The following is a 25,107-nucleotide window of genomic DNA, read 5'->3' on the forward strand; positions in this document are numbered from 1 at the left end:
ACCCGGAAGCGATCTGACGATCGCTTCCGACCTCTCCCCACCGGGGAGAGGTGAAAGCGCGCACGCAGGCTCGAAACTTTACTTCTCCCCGGTGGGGAGAGGTCGCGAGCGCAGCGAGCGGGTGAGGGGGCGCCACACACACACGCTCGCCTCAGCTCCGGATCTCTCCACCCGTCGCCTTCTTCACGTCGGCGATCACCTTCTCGGAGATCGTCTCGATCGCCTTGTCGGTCAGCGTTTCCGACGTAGGCTGCAAGGTCACCTCGATCGCGACCGACTTCTTGCCCTCGGCCGCGAGCGCGCCGCCCTCGAACACGTCGAACACCGAGACCGCGGCGATCAGCGCCTTGTCAGCCCCGAGCGCCGCCCGCACCACATCGCCCGCGTTGACGGCCCGATCCAGGACGAATGCGAAATCGCGCCTGACCGGCAACAGGTCGGACGCCGCGAGCGGCGCCTTGGCGCGCGACTTCCGCCTCTCGGGCGGCAGCGCATCGAGGAACACCTCGAACCCGACCACCGGCGCCGCCACGTCGAGCGCGGCCAGCGTGCGGGGATTGATCTCGCCGAAGTGCACGAGCACCGTCTTGGGCCCGAGCCGCAGCGTGCCCGAGCGGCCCGGGTGATACCACAACGGCGCATCGCGCGTGACCTGCGCCTTCGCCGCGTCGATGCCGAGCGCCGCAAGCACGGCAACTGCGTCTGCCTTGGCATCGAACACCGAAACGTCCTCGGCCTTGCCGTCCCAATGCCGTCCGCTACCCGACCGGCCGGCCGTCCCCGCACGCACACCGGCCGCCGACAGGTACTGGTCCTCGGGCCGCTCGCCGCGGTACGCCTGCCCGAGCTCGAACAACGCCACGTCCGCGAACCCGCGGTTGCGGTTGCGCTCGACGGCCGTCACAAGGCCCGGCAGCAGGCTCGGCCGCATCGCGGCCAGATCAACCGAGATCGGGTTGGCAAGCTCGACCAGCGCCGCACCCACACCGAACAGCTCCGCCTGCGGCTTCGGCAGGAACGACCACGTCACCGCCTCGACCAGCCCGCGCGCCGCGAGCACCCGCCGCGCCTTGCGCGCACGCTTCTGCGTGTCGGTGAGCACAGGCCGCGCGACGCCGCTCGTCCGCGGCAAGGCGGTCGCCGGGATGCGATCGATGCCGGCGATGCGCACGACCTCCTCGACCAGATCGGCGGCCCCATGGATGTCCGGCCGCCACGACGGTGGCGTGACCTCGATCACGTCCCCATCGCCGACCAGCACGAAGCCTAGCCCCTCGAGAATTCCAGTGATCTCCGTCGCCGGTAGCGCGAGACCACTGAGCTTCTCCACACGTCCGAGATCGAGCACGATGGCATGGCGTGCATCCGGCACGCGGCCGGCAACGGTCGCCTTCGAGGGCTTGCCGCCGCACAGCTTGAGGATCATCTGCGTCGCAAGGTCGAGCCCGGACAGCACGCTCTCCGGATCTACACCGCGCTCGAAGCGATAGCGCGCGTCCGTCACCAGCCCGGTCTTGCGCCCCGTCGCCGCCGTGCGCACGGGATCGAAGTACGCGCTCTCGACGAGCACGGTCTTCGTCGCCTCCGTCGAGCCCGAGGACTCGCCGCCGATGATACCGCCGAGCCCCAACGGCCCGCTGTCGTCGGCGATCACACACATCGTCTCGTCGACCGCGTGCTGGCGGCCGTCGAGTCCGAGAAATGTCTCGCCCGCCTTGCCGAGCCTGGCCCTGACCGCACCCTTCAGCTTGTCGGCGTCGTAGACGTGCAGCGGCCGCCCGCGATCCTGGCTGATGTAGTTGGTCACATCGACCAGCGCGTTGATCGGCCTGAGTCCCACCGCCTTGAGCCGCGTCTGCAGCCACTCGGGCGACGGCCCGTTGCTGACGCCCTTGATCAGCCGTCCCGCGAACACCGGGCAGGCATCCTCGGTGCCTTTCGCAAACTCGAGCTTGATCTGAACTGGATTGTCGAAACCGCCCTCCACGCCCGAAATCGCCTTCTCGGGCTTCAGCGTGCCGAGCCCCGCCGCCGCGAGGTCGCGGGCAATGCCGCGCACGCCTGTGCAGTCCGGCCGGTTCGGTGTCAGCTTCACCTCGAACACCGGATCGTTGAGGCCAGCGGCGTCAATGTAGCGCTCGCCCACCTGCTCGGCCATCTCCGGCGCGAGCTCGATGATGCCCTCGCTGTCCTCGGACAGCTCCAGCTCCGCCGCCGAGCACATCATGCCGTTCGAGGTGACGCCCCGCACCGGCTTCTTCTCGAGCGTGATCTTGGAGCCCGGGATGTAGGTGCCGAGCGGCGCGAACACACCGACGAGGCCGGCGCGCGCATTCGGCGCGCCACACACGACCTCGAGCAAGGGCTTCCCCTTCTCGACCTCGACTTGCACCACCTGCAGCTTGTCGGCGTTCGGATGCCGTTTGGCCTCGACGATGCGCGCCACGCGGAACGCCCCGAGCTTGTCTGCCGGATCCTCGACGCTCTCAACCTCGAGCCCGATAGCCGACAGCTTCGTCGCGATCTCCTCGACCGTCGCCTTGGTCTTGAGATGATCCTTGAGCCAGCTCAGCGTGAACTTCATGAACGATAACCTCGACTGACCACCGCACGGCAAACTGCGGGCGGGGAAGAGTTGACGAGCGGTCTTAGCGCCTTCGTCCCTTTGGCGCCACTGCGCCAAGCGGCACGACCGCCACCCACGCGGGCTCAGGCATCGCCATCGGGAAGGAAGGAGATGAATTTCGTGAGCTCGTCCTTGCTCCTGCGAATGGCATCGATTTCGCCGAGCAGCACCAATATCTTGATAGCTGAGCCGATGAAGATCAAGGAGACGTAGAGTCGGAAGATCAGGGAATAGAAACAGTATCCGTAGCTGCTGTAGTTAAGCGCGATCGGCGATACGCTGCCGTGATAGTGCTCGATGATGTCGAACAAGGCGCCCTTGAGCAGGATATCGAAAGTAAACAGCCCGACGTCCCCTGCGCTCGCCGTTGTGGTGAAAATACTCCCGTTGACCTGGCTCCAATTATAGGTCGACCCGTAAAATCCCAGAACCGCGAAACAGAACAGAATCAAGACGACAGCCATATCCTCGGCAAGGCCGGCTCGGATCGTTGCATAGAGCTCGCTTTCGGGCCTTCCGTCTTTCTGGATCTTCCGGCTGGCAATCCCGATTTGGTTCATCAGGTCGAACGTGATCAGCGCGGCGAAAGACAACAGAGCGCAGAACAGGAAAAGCAACGCAAAAAACAAGGCTCCTACTCCCGGCGAGCCCACGAACATGTTGATTACGAAGAACACCACGACGACAATTCCGATCACCATGGTGAGGCCAATCGCTGCGCCGCTGTTCTCGCCGACGAGCTTGAAAAACTTCGCTAGAAAATCAGGCATGCAAGCCCCCCTCCAGGCTGATCGCCCGCCGCGAGTCCAGCCAGCCTCGGCCAAGCCGAGGCTGGAGCTGCTGAGACGTGGTCGCTTCGGAGCCTATCAGGCCGCCGCATAAATCATAGGTCTGATCAAAATCGATTGCGCCCTACAATCCGCCGGCGAGCGTCGGCACATCGAGCACGGAAAAGCCGTAGTGGCGCAGCCAGCGCAGGTCCGCCGCGAAGAACGCGCGCAGGTCCGGCACGCCGTATTTCAGCATCGTCAGCCGGTCGAGGCCCATACCGAACGCGAAGCCCTGGTAGCGCTCGGAATCGAGTCCGCAATTGCGCAGCACGTTCGGATGCACCATGCCGCAGCCGAGAATTTCCAGCCACTGCCCCGGCTTGCCGATGGCCTCGGCGCCGATATCGACCTCCATCGAAGGCTCCGTGAACGGGAAGTGCGAGGCGCGGAAGCGCATCTTCACGTCGGAGACTTCGAAGAACGCCTTGCAGAACTCCTCGAGCACCCACTTGAGATGGCCCATGTGGGTGGTCTCGTCGATGACCAGCCCCTCGATCTGATGGAACATCGGCGTATGCGTCTGGTCGCTGTCGCAGCGATAGACGCGCCCCGGCGCGATGATGCGGATCGGCGGCTTGCGGGCCTCCATGGTGCGGATCTGCACCGGGCTCGTGTGCGTGCGCAGGAGCAGGCGCGAGCCGTCGGCCTTCTGCGGGAAATAGAAGGTGTCGTGCTCCTGCCGCGCCGGATGCTCGGGCGGAATGTTGAGCTTGCCGAAGTTCATCTCGTCGGTCTCGATGTCCGGCCCTTCGGCCACGTCGAAACCGAGGTCGGCGAAGATCTCGACGCACTCGTCGAAAACCTGGCTGACGGGATGGATGCGTCCCAGCGCCTCCGGTCCCGGCCGCACCGGCAGGGTCACGTCGGCCCGCTCGCTCTGAAGGCGCGCCTCCAGCGCCGCCGCCTCGAGATCCGCTCGGCGCGCCTCGAGCGACTGGCTCACCGCATCCTTCACGGCATTGGTTGCCGCGCCGAAGCTCTTGCGCTCCTCGGGCGGCAGCGTGCCGAGCTTGGCCATCTGCTGGGCGATGCGCCCCTTCTTGCCGAGCGCCGATACGCGCACGGCCTCGATGGCTGCGAGATCATCGGCACCGGCGATCTCGGCCAGAAGCTCAGCCTTCAGCGTTTCGAGTTCCGACGTGCCAGACATCACGCGCCTCATTATGATCGCACGCTGCGATCCCAGGGTGTCATCCCAGACATCGCGCGGCCAAGGCGTTGGAGCAGGAGGAGCGAGCGATCCCGCGCGATGATCCGGGATCCAGGGGACACGCTGCCACGCGAGGAGGCCCTGGGTCCCGGCTCTCGGCGCGTTGGGCCTCGGCCGGGATGAGCAGGGACGTGGGTTAGGCCGCGGCCTTGCTCGCGGCGGCAGCCTGATCGACGAGGGCCTTGAACGCCGCCGCGTCATGCACGGCGAGGTCCGCAAGCACCTTGCGGTCGATCTCGATGCCAGCCTTCGAGAGGCCGTGAATAAATCGGCCGTAGGTCAGCCCATGCTCGCGCGTGGCGGCGTTGATGCGCTGGATCCACAGCGCGCGGAACGTGCGCTTCTTGCGCTTGCGGTCGCGGTAGCCGTACTGCAGGGCCTTCTCGACGGCTTGCTTGGCGACGCGGATGGTGCTCTTGCGGCGGCCGTAATAGCCCTTGGCAGCCTTAAGAACCTTTTTGTGCTTGGCGTGAGCGGTAACACCGCGTTTGACGCGAGCCATGGGTCTGCTTCCTTATGACGGGTCAAATGACAATATGCGGGCTCGGAAACGAGCTCAGCGCGCGTAGGGCATGTACTTCTTGACGATCTTGGCGTCGCTGTCGTTGAGCACCATGGTGCCCCGCGCGTCGCGAATGAACTTCGCGTGACGCTTGATCATGCCGTGCCGCTTGCCTTGGGCCGCCGCCTTAACTTTGCCGGTGCCGGTCATCTTGAAGCGCTTTTTGGCGCCGCTCTTGGTCTTCAGCTTGGGCATTTTGCTCTCCTTACGTTCGGAAACGGCCCGCGTGCCCGACCAGAACGGCGGGCAGACCCTGCGCCTCGCCGCGCCAAAAAAGACGGGAGAGTAAGGGCTGCTTTTGTTGCGGAAACCGCAGATAGTAAAAGCATGAAAGCCGCCACGGCATGCCCCGCCGGGCGGCTCAGCGGCGACTTATACGGGCGGGCTTTGTCAATTGCAACAGGGAGTTCCCCAGGAGCACGGGAGCTTGCCGAGCCCGCCGGCCGCCCATTGGGGCGCCTGCGACCAAATGTGAGGAATCTCCAACGGAGCTAGAACTTTACATGAGTTGCCTAGACCAATGTCTAGCACAATCTTTGCTCTAGTTTGATAGGCGTGTGACAGTCACAGCATTGGAACAGCCAGCCCGACACAGGTCAGAGACTTGCTGCAGAAGTATCATTATTTACTCATGCTGTTCAATTTAGCCGACTGACAGTGCTCCCGAGATCATAGTCTTCGAACCCCGTGCAACATCTTGCCTTTATAGAAAAGCCGGTTCATATAGGGCCATCGAACACGCCTTGGTTCACTCTGCGACAGCGGGCCACGCTGAAACTAGAAGTCTCCATCGCGCGATTTGATGACGTCTCCGGTCATCGGGTCCGGGGATAGGACGACCTGCTGTGGAGGCACTATAATGGCGAACGGCACTGTAAAGTGGTTCAACGGTCAGAAGGGGTACGGCTTCATACAGCCCGAAGAAGGCGGTGCTGATGTCTTCGTGCACATCTCGGCCGTGGAGCGCGCCGGTCTGCAGACTCTCCGCGAGGGACAGAAGATTGCCTATGAGACTGAGCGTGGGCGCAACGGCAAGATCGCTGCCGTGAACCTGCGTCCGCTCTGAACCAAGATACTTGGGATGAGCACGGGGAGCGGAGGCGTCTGCTCCCCGTTATTTTTGTTTTTTTGCCGATCGGCGTTGAATACGCCTGATCCGGTTCGCCCGAGGGAGTGTGAATGGCGAAGGAAGAGATGCTCGAGTTTGAGGGTGTTGTGGAGGAGGTCCTTCCCGATGCCCGCTGCCGCGTGAAGCTCGACAACGGACATGAGGTGATCGCCTACACGTCGGGGCGCATGAAGAAGAACCGCATCCGCATCCTCGCGGGCGACAAGGTCACCGTTGAGATGACGCCCTACGATCTCACGAAGGGCCGTATCAATTTCCGCCACAAGGACGCGCGCTCCGGCCCGCCGCCCTCGTCGGTCGGCCCCGGCGGCGGCCCCCGCCGGCCCCGCTGATCGCCGGCCCGCTCTCCGGCAGCACGCGCCGAAACGAGATTATGCCGCTCGCATATTTGAGAACCGTACCGGTGCTGCGCAGCTTCGACGAAGCCAAGGCGCGCGAGTTCTATCTCGACTTCCTCGGTTTCACGCTCGACTGGGAGCATCGCTTCGAGCCGGACCTGCCGCTCTACATGCAGGTGAGCCGCGACGGCATCGTACTCCACCTCTCGGAGCATCACGGCGACGCCACACCGGGCTCCCACGTCCGCATCGAGATCAAGGGGCTCCGCGGGTTCCACGCCGAGCTCGCCGCCAAGGCCTACAAGAACACTCGACCCGGCCTGGAAAAGCCGCCCTGGGGCGGGCTCGAGATGACGGTCACCGATCCCGCGAGCAACAGGATCACCTTCGCGGAGCGCAAGGGCTAGGGATACGCGAAGCCGAACCGGAAGCGCACGAGCTTGCCGCGCTTGAACTCATACTCTGCATAGTAGACCGGGAACCCGAACGTCTTGAGCTCGGGATCGCGGTCGGCGTTCTCGATCTCGTACTCGAAGAACAGCTCCTGCCCGGTCTTCTGGCGCGACTTGAAGCAGGTTCCGAACAACGCCTGCACCTGCGCGACGCTCATGCCGAGCTCGACACCGCGCCCCGTCTTGAAGCTCTCGATCGGCAGATCCTTGAGCGCGAGCGCCTCCGGCCCCGCGATCCGCACCTCGGCCTCGGCATACTCGTCTTCGATCGCGCCGTAGTGGGCGAACAGCACCAGCTCCTGCGCGCCGTTGGTCGATACGAAACGCGCATGCGGAAGATCGTCCTCGCTGTCCTCGAGCTTGGCGCTCTCCCCCACGACCTTGACCGCGCTCTCCCGGTCCGTCAGCGCAATGCCGGCGATCGAGATGTCCGGGCCTTTCATCCGGCACTTGGCATAAGCCTCTCCGGAGAGAAAGAGGCACGCCACGGCCGCCATCGGGACGACAAACCTGAACGTCCAACGAAATGGCATCGAAGACCCGATCCCCGTCGCTCAACCGATAGGCAAACTTTCCGAAAGGGTGAGAGAATAGCCAAATCGAATGGGGTGGCCAGCGCAATTTCCCGCCGGCAGCCTTACGAATGCTGTAATGCTGCGCGCCGTGGTTCCTGACCGCGAAGCCCGGCGCCAGGCGCGCTCACACGGCGCGGGCGCGCCCCATGGAAATGCCGCGGGCAACGATGTCCCGTTGGCGCACCTGCGCCAGCGCTCCCTCGATATTGGCGAGGAAAATCTTGGCAGCCGCCTCCCAGGTGAAGGCGAGAGCGGCGTCCCGCACGCCCGCGCGATCGAGGCCGCGCGCGGCCAGTGCCGCCTCCCTCAAGTCGTTGGCGAGCACGCCGGATACACCGTCCGTAACGAGGTCCCTCGGGCCGATGGCCGGAAACGCCGCCACCGGCACGCCCGAGGCCATGGCCTCGAGCATCACCATGCCGAAGGTGTCTGTAAGGCTCGGAAACACGAACACATCCGCGGAGGCGTAGCAGTCGGCCAAACCCTCGCCCTCGCGCACGCCTGTGAAAATCGCCGAAGGATAGCGCGCCTCGAGCTCCGCGAGCTGCGGGCCGTCGCCGACCACGACCTTGATGCCCGGCAGATCGAGGCGCAGGAACGCCTCGATGTTCTTCTCGACCGCCACGCGGCCCGCATAGAGAAAGACCGGACCCGCCCCGAAAAGGCGCACGCGCCGGGGGCGGAACAGCGTCGTATCGACCCCGCGCGTCCAGGGCAGCAGCCGTTCGAAACCGCGGCGGCTGAGGTCGGCTGCCAGGCTCTCCGTCGCCACCATGACGCCCGCGCTACGCCGGTGAAAGCGCCTCTGGATCGCATAGACCCAGGATTCCGGCACAGGCCAGCGCGCGCTCACATAGTCGGCAAACCGCGTATGGAAGCTGGTCGTGAACGGCCGCCGGCGCCGCTTGCAGTAGGCCCGCGCCATCCACCCGACGGGACCCTCCGTCGCCACATGAATGGCGTCAACCCTGGCCGCTTCGATCAGCTCCGTGCAGCGCCTTTGATCCGGGATGGCGAGCCCGATCTCCGGATAGCTTGGGCAGGGAACGCAACGGAAATTCTGCGGGCCGAGCACAACCAGCTCGGACCCGATGAGCCTGAGCTCATGCGCCAACCGCTGATAGGTCCGCACGACGCCATTGATCTGGGGAGACCAGGCGTCGGTCGCGAGCAGGATCCGCATCACGCCGCCTGAAGAGCCGGGTCCGCAACCGGACGTGCCTCTCGCGCGCGCATGACGTCGAGCCACCGGATCAGCTCCATCTCCCCGGTATGGGTCTCGGCCACCGCCGTGCAGCTCTCGACCCAGTCTCCCGTGTTGATGTAGTGCACGCCGTCGATGTCGCGGTCCGCGGCATGGTGGATGTGCCCGCAGATGACGCCGTCCACCTCGTGCCGGCGCGCCTCCTCGGCGAGGTTCTTCTCGAACTCGCCGATGAAGCTGACGGCCGTCTTGACGCGGTGCTTGAGATAGGCCGAGAGCGACCAGTACCCGAGGCCCAGCCGCCGGCGAATGAAGTTCAAGGGCCAGTTCGACCACAGCGCGAGCTCGTAGCCCCGGTCACCGAGGAAGGCGAGCCAGCGGGCATAGCGCACGACCACGTCGTACTCGTCGCCGTGCATGACGATGAAGCGGCGGCCGGCGGCCGTCGTATGCACCGCCTGGCGCTCGATCTCGATGCCGCCGAAGTGCATGCCCACGTAGTCGCGCAGGCCCTCGTCGTGGTTGCCCGGGATGTAGACGATCCGCGTCCCTTTGCGCACCTTGCGCAGGAGCTTCTGCAGCACGTCGTTATGGGTCTGCGGCCAGACGGCGCCGCGCTTGATGCGCCAGAAATCGAGGATGTCGCCGACCAGATAGATGGTCTCCGCCTCGTTGTATTTGAGGAAGTCGAGAAGCATATCGGCTTGGGACGCACGCGTGCCGAGATGTACGTCGGATATGAACAATGTCCGGTAGAAGCGTTCCGTCCCCATTCCCCAAAGCCTCCCAGCGGATGCCCCTGGGCTCCTTACAAGGGATTTGCATTTCAGGAGTATGACAGTCAGGCCCCTGCGGCGATGGGGCGAAGCCGGTCCGGTGGACAGGAGGCTGGAGGCCACGACCGTCCCAGCGCCTTGCCCAGTGGATCGGCAAAACACTCGGTCTAATCAAGGGCGTGAGGCACCCGCAGGCGGACGAGCCCCCAACCACGCATTAGTAAATGCGGACCGGGAAATAGCGCTCGACCAGCTCTTGGAACCGGCCGCTCTGGCGCACCCGCTTGAGCGCGTTGTTGATGAGGGTCTTGATCTGCGGATCGTTGCGCGGGAGCGCGACCGCCAGCCCGTCGCCGAAGTACTTGGGCTCGAGGAACGCCTCGCCCCTGAACTCGCAGCACTGCCGCGACAGCGATCCGTTGAGCCAGAAGGCGAGGCCGATGGCATCGTCGAAAATGAGCTCCACCTTGCCCTGCTGAAGCGCCTCGCGTGCAAGCTCGGGGTTCTCGAACAGCACGATGCGGCTGTCGCGGTAGAACGCCTTTACGAACGCCTCGTGCGCGGTGCCCTTGGCGACGCCGATGGTCACGCCGTCGAGCTCGTCCGGGCTGATCTCGCCGTCCGTTTCTCCCTTGCGGGCCGCGAACCGGCCAGGCGTATAGAAGTAGCGATCGGAGAAGTCGACCTCGGCCAGGCTTCCCGCCGTCACGCGGTGGGCCGCGATCACAGCATCGGCGTCCCCGCGCCTGAGCGCGATCAGAAGCTCTTCCCACGGCCGCACCTTGATATCGCACGCGGCACCGGCCTCAAGGCAGATCGCCCTGGCAAGATCCACATTGAAGCCGGAGAGCACGCCCTCGTCGTCGTAATAGTTGAACGGCGGAAACTCGCCCTCGGTCAGAAAGCGGATGACGAACCGCCGGGGCTCGCCCGAGCCGCCCTCGGGTGCGGTCGCGCCAAGCCCTGGCGCCTGGCCGCGGGCAGTGCCCGCGATCCCGACGCCGATCGTAAGCGCGAGCAGCAGCGCCATGACCGCACCGGCGATCGCACGCCCGGCAAGTGCGCTGCGTGTTGCGGTGCGAGGCACGGTTTCAGAAATCATGGCGTGAGAGATGTTGCGATGCGCTCGATCGAGAATTTTATTTAACATCGAAACCAATATGGCAAGATCGTTGCCGGCGTGAGCTGTGTGAAAAGGGCTCGCCCGAGGGGGGAATGCTGCGGGGGGCGTTTTCAAGTGCGTCACCATCCTGAGCATCGTGCGGGCCTCGCACCCGACGCGCGTGCCCAACACCTAACTATACTACCACGCATCCCGCTTTTCCCGTGGCCTCGGCCCGTCAGCCACCCCGCCGATCACCATGCCATCGAGCAATACGATCTCGACCAGGCCGTCAACGGCCTGCGCCGGCGCCGTCCAGAGCTTTCAGCCGGCGAGCCTACCTGGCCGTGGCAGCGATGGACGCTTTTCCTTCTGCTGCCGGCCTTTGCGATCCTGGCGGCCCTGGCCCTGACGCAGGCCGTATTCGTCCTCGCGGCCATCTTGGTCCTTCCCTTCTTCTGCATCGTGGCGGTGAGATCCGCCGCCTTGTGGAACACGGTCTTCACGACCCGCACGCCACCCGTCGCCGCCGTGGATCCCGAGACAGAGCCGCTCCTCCCGCGCTACTCCCTTCTGATACCCCTCTACGACGAGGCCGCCATCGTCCCGGACCTCGTCACGGCCCTTGGCGCCATCGACTACCCGCACGAGCGCCTCGAGGTGCTGCTGATCCTCGAGAAGGAGGACCGGGACACCCGCGCGGCGGTGGCAGCCGCCGAGCTCCTGCCGTTCATGGCGGTCGTGGTCGTGCCCGAAGGACGCCCGCGCACGAAGCCGCGCGCGCTCAACTATGCCCTGCGCCGCGCAACGGGCGATGTGGTCGGCGTCTACGACGCGGAGGACTTGCCCGAGCCCGATCAGTTGCGCCGCGCGGCGAGGCTGCTCGCGTCCGACCCGGCCATCGGCTGCGCCCAGGCCCAGCTCAATGTCCTGAACGATCAGGAGACCTGGCTCACCCGGCAGTTCGCCATCGAGTACACGGCGCTCTTCGATTGCCTGCTCCCGGCCCTCGAGCGCCTCGGCCTGCCCGTCCCGCTCGGCGGAACCTCCAATCACTTCCCGCGGGCGGTGCTGCACGAGGTCGGCGGCTGGGATCCGTTCAACGTCACCGAGGACGCCGACCTCGGGATCCGGCTTGCCCGCAGCGGCCGCACCGTGAGGGTGCTTGCCTCGACGACCTGGGAGGAGGCGCCTGCGAGCTTCGGAAGCTGGCTAAGGCAGCGGACGCGCTGGCTCAAGGGATGGATGCAGACCTACCTGGTGCACATGCGCGATCCCCTCCGCACGATGCGGGATCTGGGCTGGCTCCAGTTCTTCGGGCTTCAGGTGCTGATGGGCGGGCTCGTGCTTTCGGCCCTCGTGCACCCCTGGTTCTACGTTGTGGCAATCGCGGAAGCCGCATACGGCCCCCTCGGAGCGCCGTACCATCACGCGCTGTCCAGCGTTGTGACGGTGCTCGGCCTCACCAATCTCGTGCTGGGCTATGTCACGGGCGTCGCACTCGGCTGCGTGGCGGTCGCCGGACGCGGACGTCACCGGCTCGCCGTCTCGGCGCTTCTCATGCCGGTCTACTGGCTTTTGATCTCGCTCGCGGCCTACCGGGCGCTCTTCCAGCTCGCACACGCGCCCTACCGCTGGGAGAAGACCCAGCATCGCCCCCGCGCAGCCTTCAACAAGTCCGCGGCAGCAGAGTAAGGAGCATCACGTGCGGCCCCAGGGTCCCGGCTCTCAGCGCAATGCGCCTCGGCCGGGATGACAGAAGGGGAAAGCGCGGGTGGCCACCCCCTGTCATCCCGGCCAAGCGACGGCGAAAGCCGGAGCGCAGAGCCGGGACCCAGCGGCCACGCGCACATCGACCGCCCAAACACCTACGGCTTGATCACCACACCCCACGGCAGCCGTCCGACCGGCACCGACTTCTCGGGCTTCAGCGTTGCCACGTCGACGATGGTCATATCGTTGGTAAGCCCGTTGGCGACGTAGAGCTTCTTCCCGTCCGGTCCTAACGCCATGTGCCAGGGTCGCTGCCCGACCAGGATGTAATCCTTGATCGCGTAGGTCGCGACGTCGACCACTGCCACTCGGTTCGCCGTGGAGAGCGCCACGAACGCCGTCTTTCCATCGAGCGTGAAGCGGATACCCATCGGCTGGATCAGCTCGCGCCGGACGCCCGGGATCTCGAAACCGAACTTCTTGATGATCTTGTGCGTCCCGGGATCGATGACGGCCACCGTGCCTCCGATCTCGGCCGAGACCCACACGAGCTTCCCATCGCGCGTGAACTCGGCGACGCGCGGCCGCGTATCGACGAGCACGTTCGCCGTCACCTTGAAAGTCTCGTTGTCGATGAAGTGCGCCATGCTCGTCTGTTCGGACGTGGCGACGGTGAACGCATTGTCGGGCGATACCGCCATGCCCTCGGGCTCGACCCCGACGGGGATCTCGGCCAGCACCTTGCCGCTCACCCGCTCGATGACGGTGACGTAGCCCTCGTCCTCGTTGGCGATATAGATGCGCTCGCCCTTGGGATCGACGTCGAGCAACTCCGGATCGGGACCGGATTCGAGCGTGCGCACGATCTCGAGCGTCTCCGTATCCACCACGTCGAGCCGGTTGTCGTCGCCGGCGCATACGAGCAGCTCCTTGAAGTCGGGCGTCAGCACCCTGCCGCGCGGCCGCGCTCCCGTCTCGATGGTCTTCACGACTTCAAGCGTCTCGCTGTCGATCACCGTGACGGTATTGTCCTTCTCGTTAGAAACGAAGATCGTCGCGGCGCTCGCGGGGTCAACGTCAACGAGGGAAAACGCCGCCGCAAACGCCGCGGCCGGAATGAAGCGCTTCATGGGTCGTCCTCTCCTAGGGCAAGGTCTTATTTTTTGAACCGGCACTTCGTTTCGGGCTCGTCGAAGCCCAGGGTGTCGGTGAGAAACTTCTGGTGCAGGAAGCCGTCCTGCGGCGAGATGGAGACCAGCGTGCGCGGCCCCGAGAGCAGGATCGGCTGCCGCATCTGGTGGTCCCACTTCCGGAACGTGAGCCCCACGCCTTTGAATCCGGCCACCTCGAAGTCGGGAGACAGGATGAAGTCGTTGACCTCCTCCGGCTTGTTCTTGCCCGACCGCGTCACGGCCTCGCCCACGACGCGCACGGCGAGCCAGGCGGTGAAATCGCGCTCCGTCATAAAGCGCTTCGCCTGCTTCTCGAAGCGGTTCTGGAGCTGCGTCCCGGCGTACTGCTCGAACGAGCGATGCCACGCCACGGCCTGCAGCCCTTGGCTGCCGACCACGGGACGCGGCTCGTAGGTGCGGAACATCAGGTAGTCGCCGAAGGCTTCGCCCGCATCCGCGACGAAGATCACGTCGTACTCGGGAGCCCCCTGCGTCAGCATCGGCATCTGCGTCTGGATCTGCTGATGCCCGGAATCGGTGCGCCGCGATCCAGCATCGAACTCATAGGAGCGCTCGAGCACGATCTTGGCGCCAAACTTGTTGGCAGCGCGGCGGATCGCCGCCAGGTACTCCACGTCCCCAGGCGTCGTGCCATGGATGACGAACCAGCGTCGCCATTTCTTCCAGGAGAGATACTGCGCGAGCGCATCGGCGCGCATCGCCCAGTTCGGGATGATATGGAAGAGGTTGATCCGGCATTCCTCTTGCCGGAGCTCGTCACGGCTGGAGCGCGTGTTGAAGATGACGGCGTCCTTCGCCTCCGGAAGATCTACCACCGCCAGCAGATCCGACGGCTCGAGATCGGCAACGATCAGACCATTTCCGCTGGCAAGCTCGGCCTTGACCTTGGGCACGATGTCCTCGGTCGCTTTGGCCACCACTTCGACCAGCTCGAAATGCTGCTCGATGAGCCGGCCCGTCATGTTGTTTTCTTTGATAGCGAGGCGCGCGCCCTGCACGCCCTCGTCCGTGAGCGGCTTGTCGAGCAGCGAAAGCGGCAGCGGCTCCGGATAGCGCTTGCCGATGTAGACGATTTTCGTCACGAGCGCGCCCGGCGGCGCTTCGGTAGGCGCTTCCGGGATGGCGGCAGCGGGTTGAACCGCCGCCGCCCATCCCACGAAGAGCAAAAATGCGGCCGCCGAGCCGAGTGTTATTTTACTGGGCATATGCACGAGCCGCGATCCTCTCTCGTTACCAGGTTATCTTTTCCGCACGCCCCTTCCAGACCGAGCGAATCCAGGCGATGGCCTTCCAGATCCTCTCCTCCTCCTCGACGATGTCCTTGTAGGCCGGCATCGGGCCGACAACGCCTTCCTGACCCTTGCGGGAATAGCCTGCCTTCTGCAGGTCCTGGCTACCCAGCACGATCAGGCGGAAGAGCGTGTCGTCATCGCCGCCGTACACCCAGGTTTCGTTTGTGAGCGGCGGACACATGCCGCCTCCGCCCCCGCCGCCATGGCAGCCGTTGCAGGAGAGACCCATGTAAGCCTTGTATCCCTGCTCGACGATCTTCGGATCTTTGTAGTCGAACGGATTCTTAAGCTGGCCCTTCGGGGTTGCGTTGACGCGATCGATGGGCTTCATCGGAGCTCCCGCCTCGGCGGGAGCAGCCGCTTCCGGTGCCCCTTCGGCCTTCGGCTCGGCCGCTGTGGGCTCCGATTTCTCTGCAGACGCCGGCTCGTCTGCGGCACCGGCGGCACCGACGAACGTTCCGGTTGCGAGCGCTGCTATGAAGAGCAGCCTCAGGAATTGGCTTTTCACGTTTCAGTTCCTCGTGTCATTCAAGTTCCGCCTCCCGACAATCCGAGCGACAGCGAGGCACCTGTCGTTCGTCTCTCCTGTGCTTGCAGAGATGTTCGCTTTGCCGATGCGCACGGCGCGCCTCGCCCCATGCTCAAAGCTTTTCCTTTCCCCCGCCCGCCGCGTCGCCGCGGGAATGGGTACGCTCGGAGATGGTGGACTGGAACAGCGTGATGGACTTGACGGCATCCTCGTTGAGATTTTCGCGTGCAATGTCGATCGCCGTCTTTCCCGCCCGCGATTTGAGATTGGAATCCGCGCCTGCCTCGAGCAGCAGCCCAAGCATGGGGATGTTGCCTCGTGCCGCTGCGATCATGAGCGCAGAGACGCCATGCGCGTTGACGGCATTGACGTTGGCTCCCCGCTCCACAAGCGCGGTGGCGATATCCGTCGAGCGCAGGCCCTGCCGCCGCTCGATCTCCTTGGCGGCTTCCCCGACGGCGAGCTGGCTCGCCGCCACCATGAGCGGCGTGACGCGGTCGGTGCCGGCCACGGCGTTGACGTTCGCGCCGAGCTCGATCAGCGCCTTTGCCGCCAGAAGCTTGCTGCTCTCGATGGCAAGCGACAGCGGCCCGAAGCCGCCGTCCACCGAAGCCTCTATATCGGCACCCGCCGCAACCAGTGCGCGGATCGACGGCACATGGTTGCGCTCGGCCGCATGGATGAGCGCCGTGAAACCGTCCCTGTCGCGCCCGTTGACGTCCGCCTTGAGCTCGATGAGCAGCGGGATGATCTTGTCGTTGCGGTTACGCGCCGCGCCCTGCAGCGCGCCGTAGCCCTGCGCATCGCGCTTGTTGATGTCGGCGCCCTTCTCGACCAGGAAGCGGATACGGTCCGCGTCCGACGCCAGCACGGCGTTGGCAAGCTCCGCCTGGACATCGGCGCCCTCCGCGAGCCAGGCCTCAAGGCGCTCGCGGGTCACGCGCTGGTCGGGCGAAGCCTCGGCCTTGGGCCCCTCGCTGACCTCGAACGGCTTGGTGTAGAAGCCGTGCGCCGGCAGGTCGCCGGCCACCACGCAGCGGCTGCACTTGACCAGCGGCACGCCGTAGTCGCGCAGAATCTTCTCGATCTCGACGCGGTTTGCCTCCAGCGCGAACTCGAGCGCGAACTTGAGCACCACGTTGGTCGGCCTGACGCCGAGCGCGAGGTCGAACTCGAGCGGCACGTCGTCGTCCATGAGATTGACGGGCAGGATCGAGATCGGCTCACCCTTCATGGTCTTGTACCAGCCGGCGAACGGACCCCAGACGGCCGCCACGTCGATCTTGCCGTCCAGCACCTTCTGCACCTGATAGGTCGGCTGTTGCTCGGGAATCAGGTCGCCGTTGTGGCTAACGGTGTGCAGCACGACGTTGGAGCTATGCCCCCGCCGCTTCAGCACCTCGCGGATGGCCGAGGTCTGGTAGGCGCCGATCTTGAGCTCCTTGAGCTTGGGATCGTCCAGCCCCGAGATGTCGAGACCGCGATCGCTGCGCCAGGCCAGCACGTAGGTTGTGCGGTAGACGGGCAGTGTCGTGAGCACGCCGGCATAGACGCTCGGCATGTCGACAAGCACGTCGCAATCGTTGGTCTCGAACGTCTGGCGCGTGATGCCGCGCTCGAGATAGGGCCGCCAGAAGTTGATCACCTGCGTCCCCAAGGACTTGGCGAGCACGGCCATGATCTTGTTCTGGAACCCCTCCTCCGTGTTCGAGGAGAGCGGCATATTGCCGGGATCGCTGCACACCTTGAGCGGACCCAGCGTCTTCTGCTCGAAAGCCTTTTTGCCGGCAGCCCTGGCTGCGGTCTTCTCCGCCGCCGTGAGCTCGTCGAATTCCTTGTTGGCGCGGAACCCCGGATCGGCCGCCGACGCCGTACTTGCGAGCAGCCCCGGCAACATCCCTGCCGTCAGCACCGCCACGGACAAGCAAATCCGCAGCCCACCTGTCATCTTGTGAAGGTGGATCAGGGCGCGCGTGAATCCATCACGCTCACCGCCGGGCTGCTCCTCACCCCTCGCGCCTCCGCGCAAGGGCGAGGAAAAGCGCTGGCTTCCGCAAAGGAACGCCACTGGATGACCCGGCTGAACTGTCACGCCTATCCTATACATGCAAAATTTACTGTGACTCTATATCGTTGCGTAGCACGGCCACAAGCAAACAAGCCCGTTTGCGCTGATCAAGTTCCGTTGATCCCGTGACATTTTTCCCGGACGTAGACGGCAAAAACGCCCGGCGTCTTACAACGCCGGGCGTTCCTCACGTCAGCGTGGGATCACTCGTAGATCCGGAAGGTGAACAGCGTGCCCGCCTGCGGGATCTTGTCGAGGTTGGCCGCCTTGGTCATCGCCGTCGCGCCGATCGCACCGAACTTGTCGTTGAGATCGAGGCCCGCGGTCACCGGCACGCCGATCCAGCCGCCGATGCCGGCCAGCACCGAGACGTACTGCTTGCCGCCCACCTTGTAGGTGATCGGGTTGGCAATGATTCCCGAAGCAAGCTTGCGGCTCCAGAGCACCTTGCCGTCCTTGCGGTCGACCGCGCGTAAATCGCCGCCGAGCGAGCCGTAGAACACCAGGCCGCCGTCGGTCACCATGGTGCCGCCCCAGTTCGGATACGGATCCGGGATCTCCCAGTCCGCCGTGCCGGTCAAGACGTCGAACTTCTTGACCTTGCCGGTGGTGCCGGGTTTCTCAGGATACATGTACACGTTGGCGAACACATAGACCGTGCCTTGCTGCGTGTGCGTGCGCTCCTGCGGCTCAAGCTCCATGCACCAGTTGTTGGTGGGGCAGTAGAACTTGTTCGGCTCGGCCGGGTCGACGGCGCAGGGCTGCTGGTCCTTGCCGCCCATTGCCGACGGGCAGGCCGAGACGTTGCGGCCGCGCTCGAGCGGCGAGTGCTCGCGCACCTTGACCGGCCGGCCGGTCTTCAGGTCGACCTTCTCGGCCCAGTCCGTCGTCACGTACTTGTGAGCGCGGAGCAGATCGCCGTTCTCGCGGTCCATGACGTAGGCAAAGCCGTTGCGGTCGAAGTGAACGAGCGTCTTGCGCTGCTTGCCGTCCACCTCCATGTTGACGAGGATATTCTCGTTGACGCCGTCATAGTCCCACTGGTCGAAGGGCGTCATCTGGTAGGCCCAGACGGCCTCGCCGGTCTCCACTTTGCGGGCGAAGATGGTCATCGACCACTTGTTGTCGAACTCGCCCGTGTTGCACTCCTCGTGCGTCTTCTTCGAGCAGCGGTACGCGGGGCTCCAGAGACCCGGGTTGCCGGTCGAGTAGTAGACGATCTTCAGCTCGGGATCGTAGCTGAACCAGGCCCAGGCCGCGCCGCCGCCGATCTTCCACTCGTCGCCGACGTGCGTATGGATGCCGAGGTCCTTGCCGGCCGTGCCGTAATGCGGGTTGGCCTTGTTGGTCTCGGGCGTGAGGCACACGTCCTTGTCCGAGCCCGTCGAGTGGCATTCCCAGACCTTCTTGCCGTCCTCGAGGTTGTAGGCCGTCACGCGGCCGCGGGCCGCGAACTCGTCGCCGCCGAAGCCGAGGATCACGAGGTTCTCGGCGATGAGCGGCGCGCTCGTGCTCGTCTCGCCCTTCTCGGGCCAGGCGTGCTTGACAACCCAGACCTCTTTGCCGGTCGCGGCATCGAGCGCGATCAGGAAGCCGTCGAGCGTGCCGTAGTAGAGCTTGCCGTTAGCAAATGCGGGACCGCGGTTGACGGTGTCGCAGCAGGCGCGCGGCACGGCCGACTCGTCGCGGTCCGTCGTCTTGACGTAGTTCCAGATCTGCTTCGGATGGTCGGGATCGGAAAGATCGAGCCCCTGCGCGATGTTACACTGGGCCATGTTGGGACAGCCCGAGACGAAGAACAGCATCGGCTTGCCGCCCACGTCGTCGATGAACAGCGGCTGGCCTTCGTGGCCGCGTAGAGCGCCGGTCGACTGCGACCAGACCATCTGCAGCTTGCTGACGTTGTCGGTATTGATGTCCTTCAGCGTCGAATGGCGAGTGAGGGCATTGTCGCGCCCGGGCGAAGCCCATTGGTTGGGATCAGCCGCACGCTTGTCGACCTCCTCGTTCGCGAGGACCGGGCCGCAAAGCCCCGCCATCGCCAACATGAGGCTGCCCGTGAGCAGGCCAAGTCTGTTGGTCATTTCGGTCTCCTCTCCTAGCTACGAGGCTTGCGGCTTGGACCAGGCAAAGCACGGCCGTCCGTTCCGCAGGCTCCCCGACGAGGATCCGAGCGACGCGGTCGCTTACGCGAATTTTGGCTTTACGAATTCGATCGGGACTCTTGTGCGGGTCCCTTTGACTGAGCCCTGCGGGTGTGGCGCAGGAAAATCACCACAGTCGGATCGTCCGTCGCTCCCTGGCTTCAAGAGACAAGCGCCGATGAGGGCCGAGCGCAGGGACGCCTGAAGCGATCAGAGGCCGCGCATATGCTCTCACCAGCAGAGGGCACGGTAGGGATGTTATACCAGAACAGCGAGGGGGGAATTTCCCATAATGGATAGGAGAACTTCCTGTTCACGAACACGTGATTACACTCAGCCACGTGCGCACCAAGCAAAAAGCCGCCCGATCGGGACCGGGCGGCCGACGCGGATGTCGTAAGGTTAAAGCGGGACTAGCGCCCGAGACCGATCGAGGCCAGCTCAACCTGGCACTTCCGCCCGAGCTGGAAATATTTGACGAGCACGCAGCGCTTGACCTTGGCCACGGTCGGATCCTTGCCGATGCAAAGGCGCCTGACATCGGTCTCGCAGGCTGCACGGAGCGACGGCGTGACCTCCGGCGGCAGCTTGAACTCCTCCGCCACGGCTGCGGTCGCTGCAACCACGCCCGCACAGACCAACAGGGACCGCTTTACGCCCATTGTTCTACCCCTCGTCTTCCCACTGATGACGTGCCCTTTCACTGCACAATAAGGGCCAAATTGTGCATCGCGATAAGTATCTGGAGGACAAGGTAAAGTAGCAACGCCTCCGTGGCGTTGCAGACACAAAATGTGCAGCCCCTGACACCGCTGGGGTGTCAAGAGCCGCGAGCACGTGTACCCGCAAGCGGGCTCAGGCGGCCGTCACGCCAGTCGGCAACGCGCAGTCGACGCCCGTCCCGCCGAGGCCGCAGTAGCCGTGGGGAACCTTGGCCAGGTACTGCTGGTGATAGTCCTCGGCGAAATAGAACTCCGGCGCCGGCACGATCTCGGTCGTGATCGCGCCGTACCCCGCAGCCGAGAGCCGCTCCTGATAGGACGCGCGCGACGCCTCGGCCGCCGCCTGTTGCGCATCCGAGGTGACGTAGATGCCCGAGCGATACTGCGTGCCGACGTCATTGCCCTGCCGCATGCCCTGCGTCGGGTCGTGGCTCTCCCAGAACGCCTTGAGCAGCGCGTCGTAGGAGATCACCTTGGGATCGAACACCACGCGCACGACCTCGTTGTGCCCGGTCCGCCCAGTGCACACCTCCTCGTAGGTCGGGTTGGGCGTGAAGCCACCGGCATAACCGACCGCCGTCACCCAGATGCCGGCACCGAGCTCCCAGAACTTCCGCTCCGCGCCCCAGAAGCAGCCGAGCCCGACCATGGCCGTTTCCAGCCCATCCGGATAGGGCCCCTTGAGCGGCCTGCCGAAAATGAAATGCTCCTCCGCCGTGGGCAGCGGCGCGGGGCGGCCCTCGAGCGCGGTCTCCGCCGTGGGCATCTCGGTTTTCTTCCTGGCGAACAGCATTTTGACACCTGATGGATTAGGTTAGCTGAAAGCTATACGGACGCCGGGCACCCGCGTTGCAGGCATCGCGGTCACGTTTTCGAGAGGCAGGGCCTAGGCGCACAAATAGGAGAAGGGCATGGAAGTCCTCGGTTGGCTTGCCTCGACGCTACTGTCCATCGCGGGCCTCCTGCTGTCGCTGGTCTGGTTCCTGATCAGCGGCTGGGTCTCGACGCTGCTTCAGATCACCATCCTGGTCTTCGCGATCTATGGTATCAAATATGGATGGCGCCGCGCGCCGTTCGAGATCTGGCGGCGCACGGGAAGCTTCGTCCGCTTCTTCTGGAACTGGATCCGCGCCCGCGAGCCCGACCCCCGCCCGGACGTCGAGGTGCGCGAGGTGATCCGCGAGGTCCGTGTGCGCGAGTTCGGCGACATCAACCTCTCGACGGCCATGTCGCTCATGCTGCTCGCGGGCCTGGTCGCCGTAGGCTCGCTCTAGGCCTGGTCCCCTCGGCCACCCAATCGACCATTGGAGGCGTTGTTTCGGCTGTCCGGGAGATCCATAGAAAACGACGAACATATTCCGCGGAGGCCCCGATGATGCGCTTCAGCAAGATGCTCCTCCTCCCGCTCTTTTGGGTGCTGGCGGCACCTGCGGGAGCCGATCCCGTGACACACGATCGGCTGACGGCCGCCCGCGCCGATACGTCGAATTGGCTCATCCACGGCCGCGATTACGCGAACCAGCGTTTCTCACCGCTCGACCAGATTAATACCGGCTCGGTCAAGGGCCTCGCCCCGAAGTGGATCTATCAGACCGGGGTTTCCGCAACCTTCCAGACCACGCCGCTTGTCGCCGATGGGATCATGTATCTCTCGGCCCCGTTCTCGCACGTGATCGCCATCAACGCCGAGACGGGCCGCGAGCTCTGGCGCTACGAGCACAAGCGAAAGACCGAGAAGCTGTGCTGCGGCCCTGCCAACCGCGGCGTCGCAATCGGCAACGGCCTCGTGTTCGTTTCCACCGTCGATGCACGCCTCGTCGCGCTCGATGCCGCGACCGGCAACGTTGCCTGGGACGTCTCGCTCACGGACGGCGGCGAGGTGGCGACCGAGGACAAGCGCGCAAGGGGCGAAGGCAACACGCTGTCCGACCGCGGCATCACGGGCTCGACCGGCGTTGGCTCGGCGGCTGCGCCGCTCTTCTTCGACGGCTTGGTGTTCGCTGGCATCACCGGCGTGGGCTATGGCCTGCACTTGGACTCGGCCCGTCCCGGCATGCCGCTCGGCGCCGTGATTGGCGTCGCCGGCCGCTATGGCCGTCCCGGCTTCCTCGCCGCCTACGACGCGAAGACCGGCGCCAAGGTCTGGCAGTTCGATACGACGCAGGAGGGATGGGAGGGCGAGTTCCGCGACACCACGCCTGACGGCGTGAAGCTCCCGCGCGACATCCCGGCGGAGAAGGCGGCCGCGGCAAAGTTCAAGGACGCATGGAAGTTCGGCGGCGGCTCGGTGTGGCATGCGCCCGCTGTGGACACCGAGCGGGGCCTCATCTTCTTCGGCATCGGCAATCCGTCACCGCAGTCGATCGACGACACGCGCCCCGGCGACAATCTCTACGCATCGTCGCTGGTCGCGCTCGAGGCCAAGACCGGCAAGCTCGTCTGGCACTATCAGCAGATCCCGCACGACCTGTGGGGCTACGACGTCGCGAGCCCGCCGACTTTGTTTGACGTGACGGTCGACGGAGCGACGGTTCCCGCCGTAGGCCAGGCAAGCAAGCTCGGCTGGTACTATGTGCACGACCGCCGCGACGGAAAGCTGCTCTTCAAGTCCGAGGCGTTCGTTCCGCAAGCCAATCTGTTCGCGAGGCCGTCGCCGGAAGGTGTCGATGTCGCGCCCGGCGCGGGCGGCGGCTCGAACTGGTCGCCCACGTCCATAGACGAGAAGGCCGGCCTGGCCTACGTCGCCGCGATGCATCTTCCGATGCGCTACGTCATCCGCGAGATTCCCGCCGACGGCGATAAGCCCGCCATCAAGACTTCGGCGTTCCAGACCATAGACGGCGGCGAGAAGTGGGGCACGCTGACCGCGATAGATCTCAAGGCTGGGGGCCGCATCGCCTGGCAGCAGAAGACCGATGACCCGTTGCTCGGCGGCGTGCTCGCCACGGCCGGCGGCCTCGTCATCACGGGAGAAGGCAAAGGCGATCTCTCGGCGTTCGACGCCAAGTCCGGCGAGCGTTTATGGTCCTTCAACTGCGGCGCGGGCGTCAACGCCCCACCCGTGACCTATGCCGTCGGAGGCAAGCAGCTCATCGCCGTCGCAGCCGGCGGCAACCAGCTTTTCGGTTTCCGCCAAGGCGGCGCCGTGATCGCGTTCGGGCTGCCGGACTGACGGACAACTGTGTCGTGAGCACAATTTGTCGGCCGCGCGAGTGCAGAGAGAGACGCGCTCGGCATCAAGGATGATCCCATAGGTATTCCGACCTAGCGCCGGAGCAGCCGATCTTCTAATGTCGGCAGACGGAGCGGTTTGATGGGGGGCACGCCGGCCATGACCCATGTTCGCTATCTCGCATGCTTGGCTGCGTATCTGCTGTTCATGGGCCAGGCTTGCGCCGGCGCGTCGGGGCTCGCTTACTGCGCCAGGACAGGCAAGGTCGGAATGGCCAACGGCCTGCCCTCGGCGGACGCCGCAGCGCAGGCCGCCATCGACAACTGCGTCGAGCGGGGCGGCATTCCGGATTGCTGCACGAATCAGGTCCTGACCACCTCATCGGGCTGCATCGCGATCGCGCGCGGCCTGAACGACTTCGCCTTTGGACGCGGCGCGACGCCGGCTGAGGCGGTCGGCAACGCCGTCATCGAATGCCAGCTCAACACGCAGGAATGCATGGCCATGGGTCACTCCTGCGAGTGACATTGGAGAGCGCCTATGAGGTCGAGAGCCGGGAGTCTGATCTTCGTGGGATTGCTCGCCACCGCCGCTTTGTGGCCGGAGCCGGCGTCGGCCGGCGGCATGATCGGCCGCTGCGCGCAGATCTTGAAGGAGTACGTCGGCAAGCCAGCGCTCAAGGGCGCATCCGAGGCATTGGGCGCTTATCTGGCCGATCTCCTTCTCAACAAGGCCGTAGCCGCGCCGACGGCGCCGCAGGCGACTCCCGACGAGGCCCCGCCGCCGCCGCTGCCTGCAGTACCCTCCGCCGAAGCGCTCGAGCCGCCGCCCGAGCTCTCCATGGATTATTTCTACTACCTGCAGTCCCTGGGGCTCAGCGAGTGCGAGGTCCGCACGGCCATGGAGCGCACATTCGGACCGCCGTCGGCCAAGCGCTACAATCAGGACTGACGTGCGCGCCCGGCGAGCTCGTCGCCAGCGCGACGCCACAAACAAAAAAGCCGCCCAGGCGAGAGCCAAGGCGGCTTTTTTGTGCAGAGCGTGAAGAGGAGTTTGATGAATTCATGTTTCGCGTCACGCTTCGGCAGACCTGGCGACGACCTACTCTCCCGCGTCTTAAGACGAAGTACCATCGGCGCTGGGGCGTTTCACGGCCGAGTTCGGAATGGGATCGGGTGCAGCCACCCCGCCATAATCACCAGGTCGGCGGAAGCGTGAGGCGAAATCTGGTCTTTCCGTGCTTGCTCCTACGCCCATCGAGCGGCGTTTGTACACCGCGCCTTTCGGACCGAAGGTCCGCGGGCTGCGACTGCAGCCCCGGCGCGAGCGCCGCCCTCCCGGAGCCGCACCGCGCGAAAGCGCGGCATAGCGGCGTGAGGGATAAAGATGAGCATTGCTAAATGAGAGCGATCGAAGTTCGATCGAGCTATTAGTACCGGTAAGCTACATGCATTGCTGCACTTCCACACC

General features: G+C 64.9%; 24 protein-coding genes and 1 rRNA gene. 8 read left to right on the top strand and 17 right to left on the bottom strand.

What is annotated here, in order from left to right; translation table 11 throughout:
* Positions 1-151 precede the first annotated feature (151 nt).
* The 5 genes from pheT to rpmI all read right to left on the bottom strand — a co-directional run bounded on the left by pheT (position 152) and on the right by rpmI (position 5,423).
* The gene (gene pheT / locus IT540_RS06475) at positions 152-2,584 is read right to left on the bottom strand and encodes a phenylalanine--tRNA ligase subunit beta (protein ID WP_291174665.1); all 2,433 of its coding nucleotides are present in this window, start codon (positions 2,582-2,584) and stop codon (positions 152-154) included.
* Between the two features lie 125 nt (positions 2,585-2,709).
* Positions 2,710-3,396 carry a hypothetical protein gene (locus tag IT540_RS06480; protein WP_291174668.1) on the bottom strand — a complete coding sequence of 229 codons (687 nt, stop codon included), beginning with the start codon at positions 3,394-3,396 and terminating at the stop codon, positions 2,710-2,712.
* A gap of 142 nt (positions 3,397-3,538) precedes the next feature.
* Positions 3,539-4,606, bottom strand: coding sequence for a phenylalanine--tRNA ligase subunit alpha (gene pheS / locus IT540_RS06485; RefSeq protein WP_291174670.1), 1,068 nt, complete (start codon positions 4,604-4,606; stop codon positions 3,539-3,541).
* A gap of 196 nt (positions 4,607-4,802) precedes the next feature.
* The gene (rplT, locus tag IT540_RS06490; protein ID WP_291174672.1) at positions 4,803-5,168 is read right to left on the bottom strand and encodes a 50S ribosomal protein L20; all 366 of its coding nucleotides are present in this window, start codon (positions 5,166-5,168) and stop codon (positions 4,803-4,805) included.
* 54 nt (positions 5,169-5,222) lie between these two features.
* Complete coding sequence (rpmI, locus tag IT540_RS06495) at positions 5,223-5,423, bottom strand: 50S ribosomal protein L35 (protein WP_072397462.1); 201 nt, start codon at positions 5,421-5,423, stop codon at positions 5,223-5,225.
* A 664-nt stretch (positions 5,424-6,087) separates the two neighbouring features.
* Here rpmI and IT540_RS06500 point away from each other — a divergent pair.
* From IT540_RS06500 to IT540_RS06510, 3 genes are all read left to right on the top strand, one after another.
* Positions 6,088-6,294, top strand: coding sequence for a cold-shock protein (locus IT540_RS06500; RefSeq protein WP_072395637.1), 207 nt, complete (start codon positions 6,088-6,090; stop codon positions 6,292-6,294).
* 113 nt (positions 6,295-6,407) lie between these two features.
* Entirely contained in the window at positions 6,408-6,689 is a 282-nt protein-coding gene (gene infA / locus IT540_RS06505) for a translation initiation factor IF-1 (RefSeq protein ID WP_026867740.1), read from the top strand.
* A gap of 41 nt (positions 6,690-6,730) precedes the next feature.
* The gene (locus IT540_RS06510) at positions 6,731-7,102 is read left to right on the top strand and encodes a glyoxalase superfamily protein (RefSeq protein ID WP_291174679.1); all 372 of its coding nucleotides are present in this window, start codon (positions 6,731-6,733) and stop codon (positions 7,100-7,102) included.
* On the opposite strand, the gene IT540_RS06515 is transcribed toward IT540_RS06510, so the two are convergent.
* The 4 genes from IT540_RS06515 to IT540_RS06530 all read right to left on the bottom strand — a co-directional run bounded on the left by IT540_RS06515 (position 7,099) and on the right by IT540_RS06530 (position 10,789).
* Complete coding sequence (locus IT540_RS06515) at positions 7,099-7,680, bottom strand: hypothetical protein (RefSeq protein WP_291174681.1); 582 nt, start codon at positions 7,678-7,680, stop codon at positions 7,099-7,101. The two genes, IT540_RS06510 and IT540_RS06515, sit on opposite strands and share 4 nt — an antisense overlap.
* 166 nt (positions 7,681-7,846) lie before the next feature.
* Positions 7,847-8,905, bottom strand: a complete 1,059-nt coding sequence (locus IT540_RS06520) for a glycosyltransferase family 1 protein (RefSeq protein WP_291174683.1) — start codon at positions 8,903-8,905, stop codon at positions 7,847-7,849.
* A complete protein-coding gene (locus IT540_RS06525; RefSeq protein WP_291174685.1) occupies positions 8,905-9,699 on the bottom strand; it encodes a UDP-2,3-diacylglucosamine diphosphatase in 795 nt (264 codons plus the stop codon). Before IT540_RS06525 ends, IT540_RS06520 begins: the two co-directional genes overlap by 1 nt.
* Before the next feature lie 220 nt (positions 9,700-9,919).
* Complete coding sequence (locus IT540_RS06530; protein ID WP_291174687.1) at positions 9,920-10,789, bottom strand: transporter substrate-binding domain-containing protein; 870 nt, start codon at positions 10,787-10,789, stop codon at positions 9,920-9,922.
* A gap of 150 nt (positions 10,790-10,939) precedes the next feature.
* Between IT540_RS06530 and IT540_RS06535 the strand changes: the two genes are divergently transcribed.
* The gene (locus tag IT540_RS06535) at positions 10,940-12,499 is read left to right on the top strand and encodes a glycosyltransferase (RefSeq protein WP_291174689.1); all 1,560 of its coding nucleotides are present in this window, start codon (positions 10,940-10,942) and stop codon (positions 12,497-12,499) included.
* Between the two features lie 173 nt (positions 12,500-12,672).
* Here the strand turns inward: IT540_RS06535 and IT540_RS06540 are convergent, their stop codons facing one another.
* The 7 genes from IT540_RS06540 to msrA all read right to left on the bottom strand — a co-directional run bounded on the left by IT540_RS06540 (position 12,673) and on the right by msrA (position 21,258).
* Positions 12,673-13,647, bottom strand: coding sequence for a PQQ-dependent catabolism-associated beta-propeller protein (locus tag IT540_RS06540; protein WP_291174692.1), 975 nt, complete (start codon positions 13,645-13,647; stop codon positions 12,673-12,675).
* A 26-nt stretch (positions 13,648-13,673) separates the two neighbouring features.
* Positions 13,674-14,915, bottom strand: coding sequence for an ABC transporter substrate-binding protein (locus IT540_RS06545; RefSeq protein WP_291174695.1), 1,242 nt, complete (start codon positions 14,913-14,915; stop codon positions 13,674-13,676).
* A 25-nt stretch (positions 14,916-14,940) separates the two neighbouring features.
* Positions 14,941-15,510: a c-type cytochrome gene (locus IT540_RS06550; protein ID WP_291174698.1), complete on the bottom strand. Its 570-nt coding sequence runs from the start codon at positions 15,508-15,510 to the stop codon at positions 14,941-14,943.
* A gap of 133 nt (positions 15,511-15,643) precedes the next feature.
* Positions 15,644-17,449 carry a quinoprotein dehydrogenase-associated putative ABC transporter substrate-binding protein gene (locus tag IT540_RS06555; protein ID WP_291174701.1) on the bottom strand — a complete coding sequence of 602 codons (1,806 nt, stop codon included), beginning with the start codon at positions 17,447-17,449 and terminating at the stop codon, positions 15,644-15,646.
* A 353-nt stretch (positions 17,450-17,802) separates the two neighbouring features.
* Positions 17,803-19,683 carry a PQQ-dependent dehydrogenase, methanol/ethanol family gene (locus IT540_RS06560; RefSeq protein WP_291174704.1) on the bottom strand — a complete coding sequence of 627 codons (1,881 nt, stop codon included), beginning with the start codon at positions 19,681-19,683 and terminating at the stop codon, positions 17,803-17,805.
* 473 nt (positions 19,684-20,156) lie between these two features.
* Positions 20,157-20,405 (bottom strand): hypothetical protein, encoded by a 249-nt coding sequence (locus IT540_RS06565; RefSeq protein WP_291174707.1) that lies wholly within the window; start codon positions 20,403-20,405, stop codon positions 20,157-20,159.
* A 193-nt stretch (positions 20,406-20,598) separates the two neighbouring features.
* Complete coding sequence (gene msrA / locus IT540_RS06570; protein ID WP_291174711.1) at positions 20,599-21,258, bottom strand: peptide-methionine (S)-S-oxide reductase MsrA; 660 nt, start codon at positions 21,256-21,258, stop codon at positions 20,599-20,601.
* A gap of 118 nt (positions 21,259-21,376) precedes the next feature.
* On the opposite strand from msrA, the gene IT540_RS06575 reads away from it, so the two are divergent.
* The 4 genes from IT540_RS06575 to IT540_RS06590 all read left to right on the top strand — a co-directional run bounded on the left by IT540_RS06575 (position 21,377) and on the right by IT540_RS06590 (position 24,588).
* Positions 21,377-21,739 carry a hypothetical protein gene (locus IT540_RS06575; protein ID WP_291174713.1) on the top strand — a complete coding sequence of 121 codons (363 nt, stop codon included), beginning with the start codon at positions 21,377-21,379 and terminating at the stop codon, positions 21,737-21,739.
* A 98-nt stretch (positions 21,740-21,837) separates the two neighbouring features.
* A complete protein-coding gene (locus tag IT540_RS06580) occupies positions 21,838-23,637 on the top strand; it encodes a PQQ-binding-like beta-propeller repeat protein (protein ID WP_291174716.1) in 1,800 nt (599 codons plus the stop codon).
* A 141-nt stretch (positions 23,638-23,778) separates the two neighbouring features.
* Complete coding sequence (locus IT540_RS06585; RefSeq protein WP_291174719.1) at positions 23,779-24,162, top strand: DUF4189 domain-containing protein; 384 nt, start codon at positions 23,779-23,781, stop codon at positions 24,160-24,162.
* Positions 24,163-24,177: 15 nt separating this feature from the next.
* On the top strand, positions 24,178-24,588 hold the full coding sequence (locus tag IT540_RS06590; RefSeq protein ID WP_291174721.1) for a hypothetical protein: 411 nt from the start codon (positions 24,178-24,180) through the stop codon (positions 24,586-24,588).
* A 137-nt stretch (positions 24,589-24,725) separates the two neighbouring features.
* Here IT540_RS06590 and rrf read toward each other — a convergent pair.
* Positions 24,726-24,840: ribosomal RNA gene (gene rrf, locus IT540_RS06595) — 5S ribosomal RNA — on the bottom strand.
* Positions 24,841-25,107 lie beyond the last annotated feature (267 nt).

Origin of the sequence: Hyphomicrobium sp. (assembly GCF_020852195.1) — a bacterium.
Classification (GTDB): domain Bacteria; phylum Pseudomonadota; class Alphaproteobacteria; order Rhizobiales; family Hyphomicrobiaceae; genus Hyphomicrobium_C.

Excerpts from the sequence above, each read along its gene's own strand:
- pheT (WP_291174665.1), bottom strand. The coding sequence starts at position 2,584 with ATGAAGTTCACGCTGAGCTGGCTCAAGGATCATCTCAAGACCAAGGCG.
- IT540_RS06480 (WP_291174668.1), bottom strand. The coding sequence starts at position 3,396 with ATGCCTGATTTTCTAGCGAAGTTTTTCAAGCTCGTCGGCGAGAACAGC.
- pheS (WP_291174670.1), bottom strand. The coding sequence starts at position 4,606 with ATGTCTGGCACGTCGGAACTCGAAACGCTGAAGGCTGAGCTTCTGGCC.
- rplT (WP_291174672.1), bottom strand. The coding sequence starts at position 5,168 with ATGGCTCGCGTCAAACGCGGTGTTACCGCTCACGCCAAGCACAAAAAG.
- rpmI (WP_072397462.1), bottom strand. The coding sequence starts at position 5,423 with ATGCCCAAGCTGAAGACCAAGAGCGGCGCCAAAAAGCGCTTCAAGATG.
- IT540_RS06500 (WP_072395637.1), top strand. The coding sequence starts at position 6,088 with ATGGCGAACGGCACTGTAAAGTGGTTCAACGGTCAGAAGGGGTACGGC.
- infA (WP_026867740.1), top strand. The coding sequence starts at position 6,408 with ATGGCGAAGGAAGAGATGCTCGAGTTTGAGGGTGTTGTGGAGGAGGTC.
- IT540_RS06510 (WP_291174679.1), top strand. The coding sequence starts at position 6,731 with ATGCCGCTCGCATATTTGAGAACCGTACCGGTGCTGCGCAGCTTCGAC.
- IT540_RS06515 (WP_291174681.1), bottom strand. The coding sequence starts at position 7,680 with ATGCCATTTCGTTGGACGTTCAGGTTTGTCGTCCCGATGGCGGCCGTG.
- IT540_RS06520 (WP_291174683.1), bottom strand. The coding sequence starts at position 8,905 with ATGCGGATCCTGCTCGCGACCGACGCCTGGTCTCCCCAGATCAATGGC.
- IT540_RS06525 (WP_291174685.1), bottom strand. The coding sequence starts at position 9,699 with ATGGGGACGGAACGCTTCTACCGGACATTGTTCATATCCGACGTACAT.
- IT540_RS06540 (WP_291174692.1), bottom strand. The coding sequence starts at position 13,647 with ATGAAGCGCTTCATTCCGGCCGCGGCGTTTGCGGCGGCGTTTTCCCTC.
- IT540_RS06545 (WP_291174695.1), bottom strand. The coding sequence starts at position 14,915 with ATGCCCAGTAAAATAACACTCGGCTCGGCGGCCGCATTTTTGCTCTTC.
- IT540_RS06560 (WP_291174704.1), bottom strand. The coding sequence starts at position 19,683 with ATGACCAACAGACTTGGCCTGCTCACGGGCAGCCTCATGTTGGCGATG.
- IT540_RS06565 (WP_291174707.1), bottom strand. The coding sequence starts at position 20,405 with ATGGGCGTAAAGCGGTCCCTGTTGGTCTGTGCGGGCGTGGTTGCAGCG.
- msrA (WP_291174711.1), bottom strand. The coding sequence starts at position 21,258 with ATGCTGTTCGCCAGGAAGAAAACCGAGATGCCCACGGCGGAGACCGCG.
- IT540_RS06575 (WP_291174713.1), top strand. The coding sequence starts at position 21,377 with ATGGAAGTCCTCGGTTGGCTTGCCTCGACGCTACTGTCCATCGCGGGC.
- IT540_RS06580 (WP_291174716.1), top strand. The coding sequence starts at position 21,838 with ATGATGCGCTTCAGCAAGATGCTCCTCCTCCCGCTCTTTTGGGTGCTG.
- IT540_RS06585 (WP_291174719.1), top strand. The coding sequence starts at position 23,779 with ATGGGGGGCACGCCGGCCATGACCCATGTTCGCTATCTCGCATGCTTG.
- IT540_RS06590 (WP_291174721.1), top strand. The coding sequence starts at position 24,178 with ATGAGGTCGAGAGCCGGGAGTCTGATCTTCGTGGGATTGCTCGCCACC.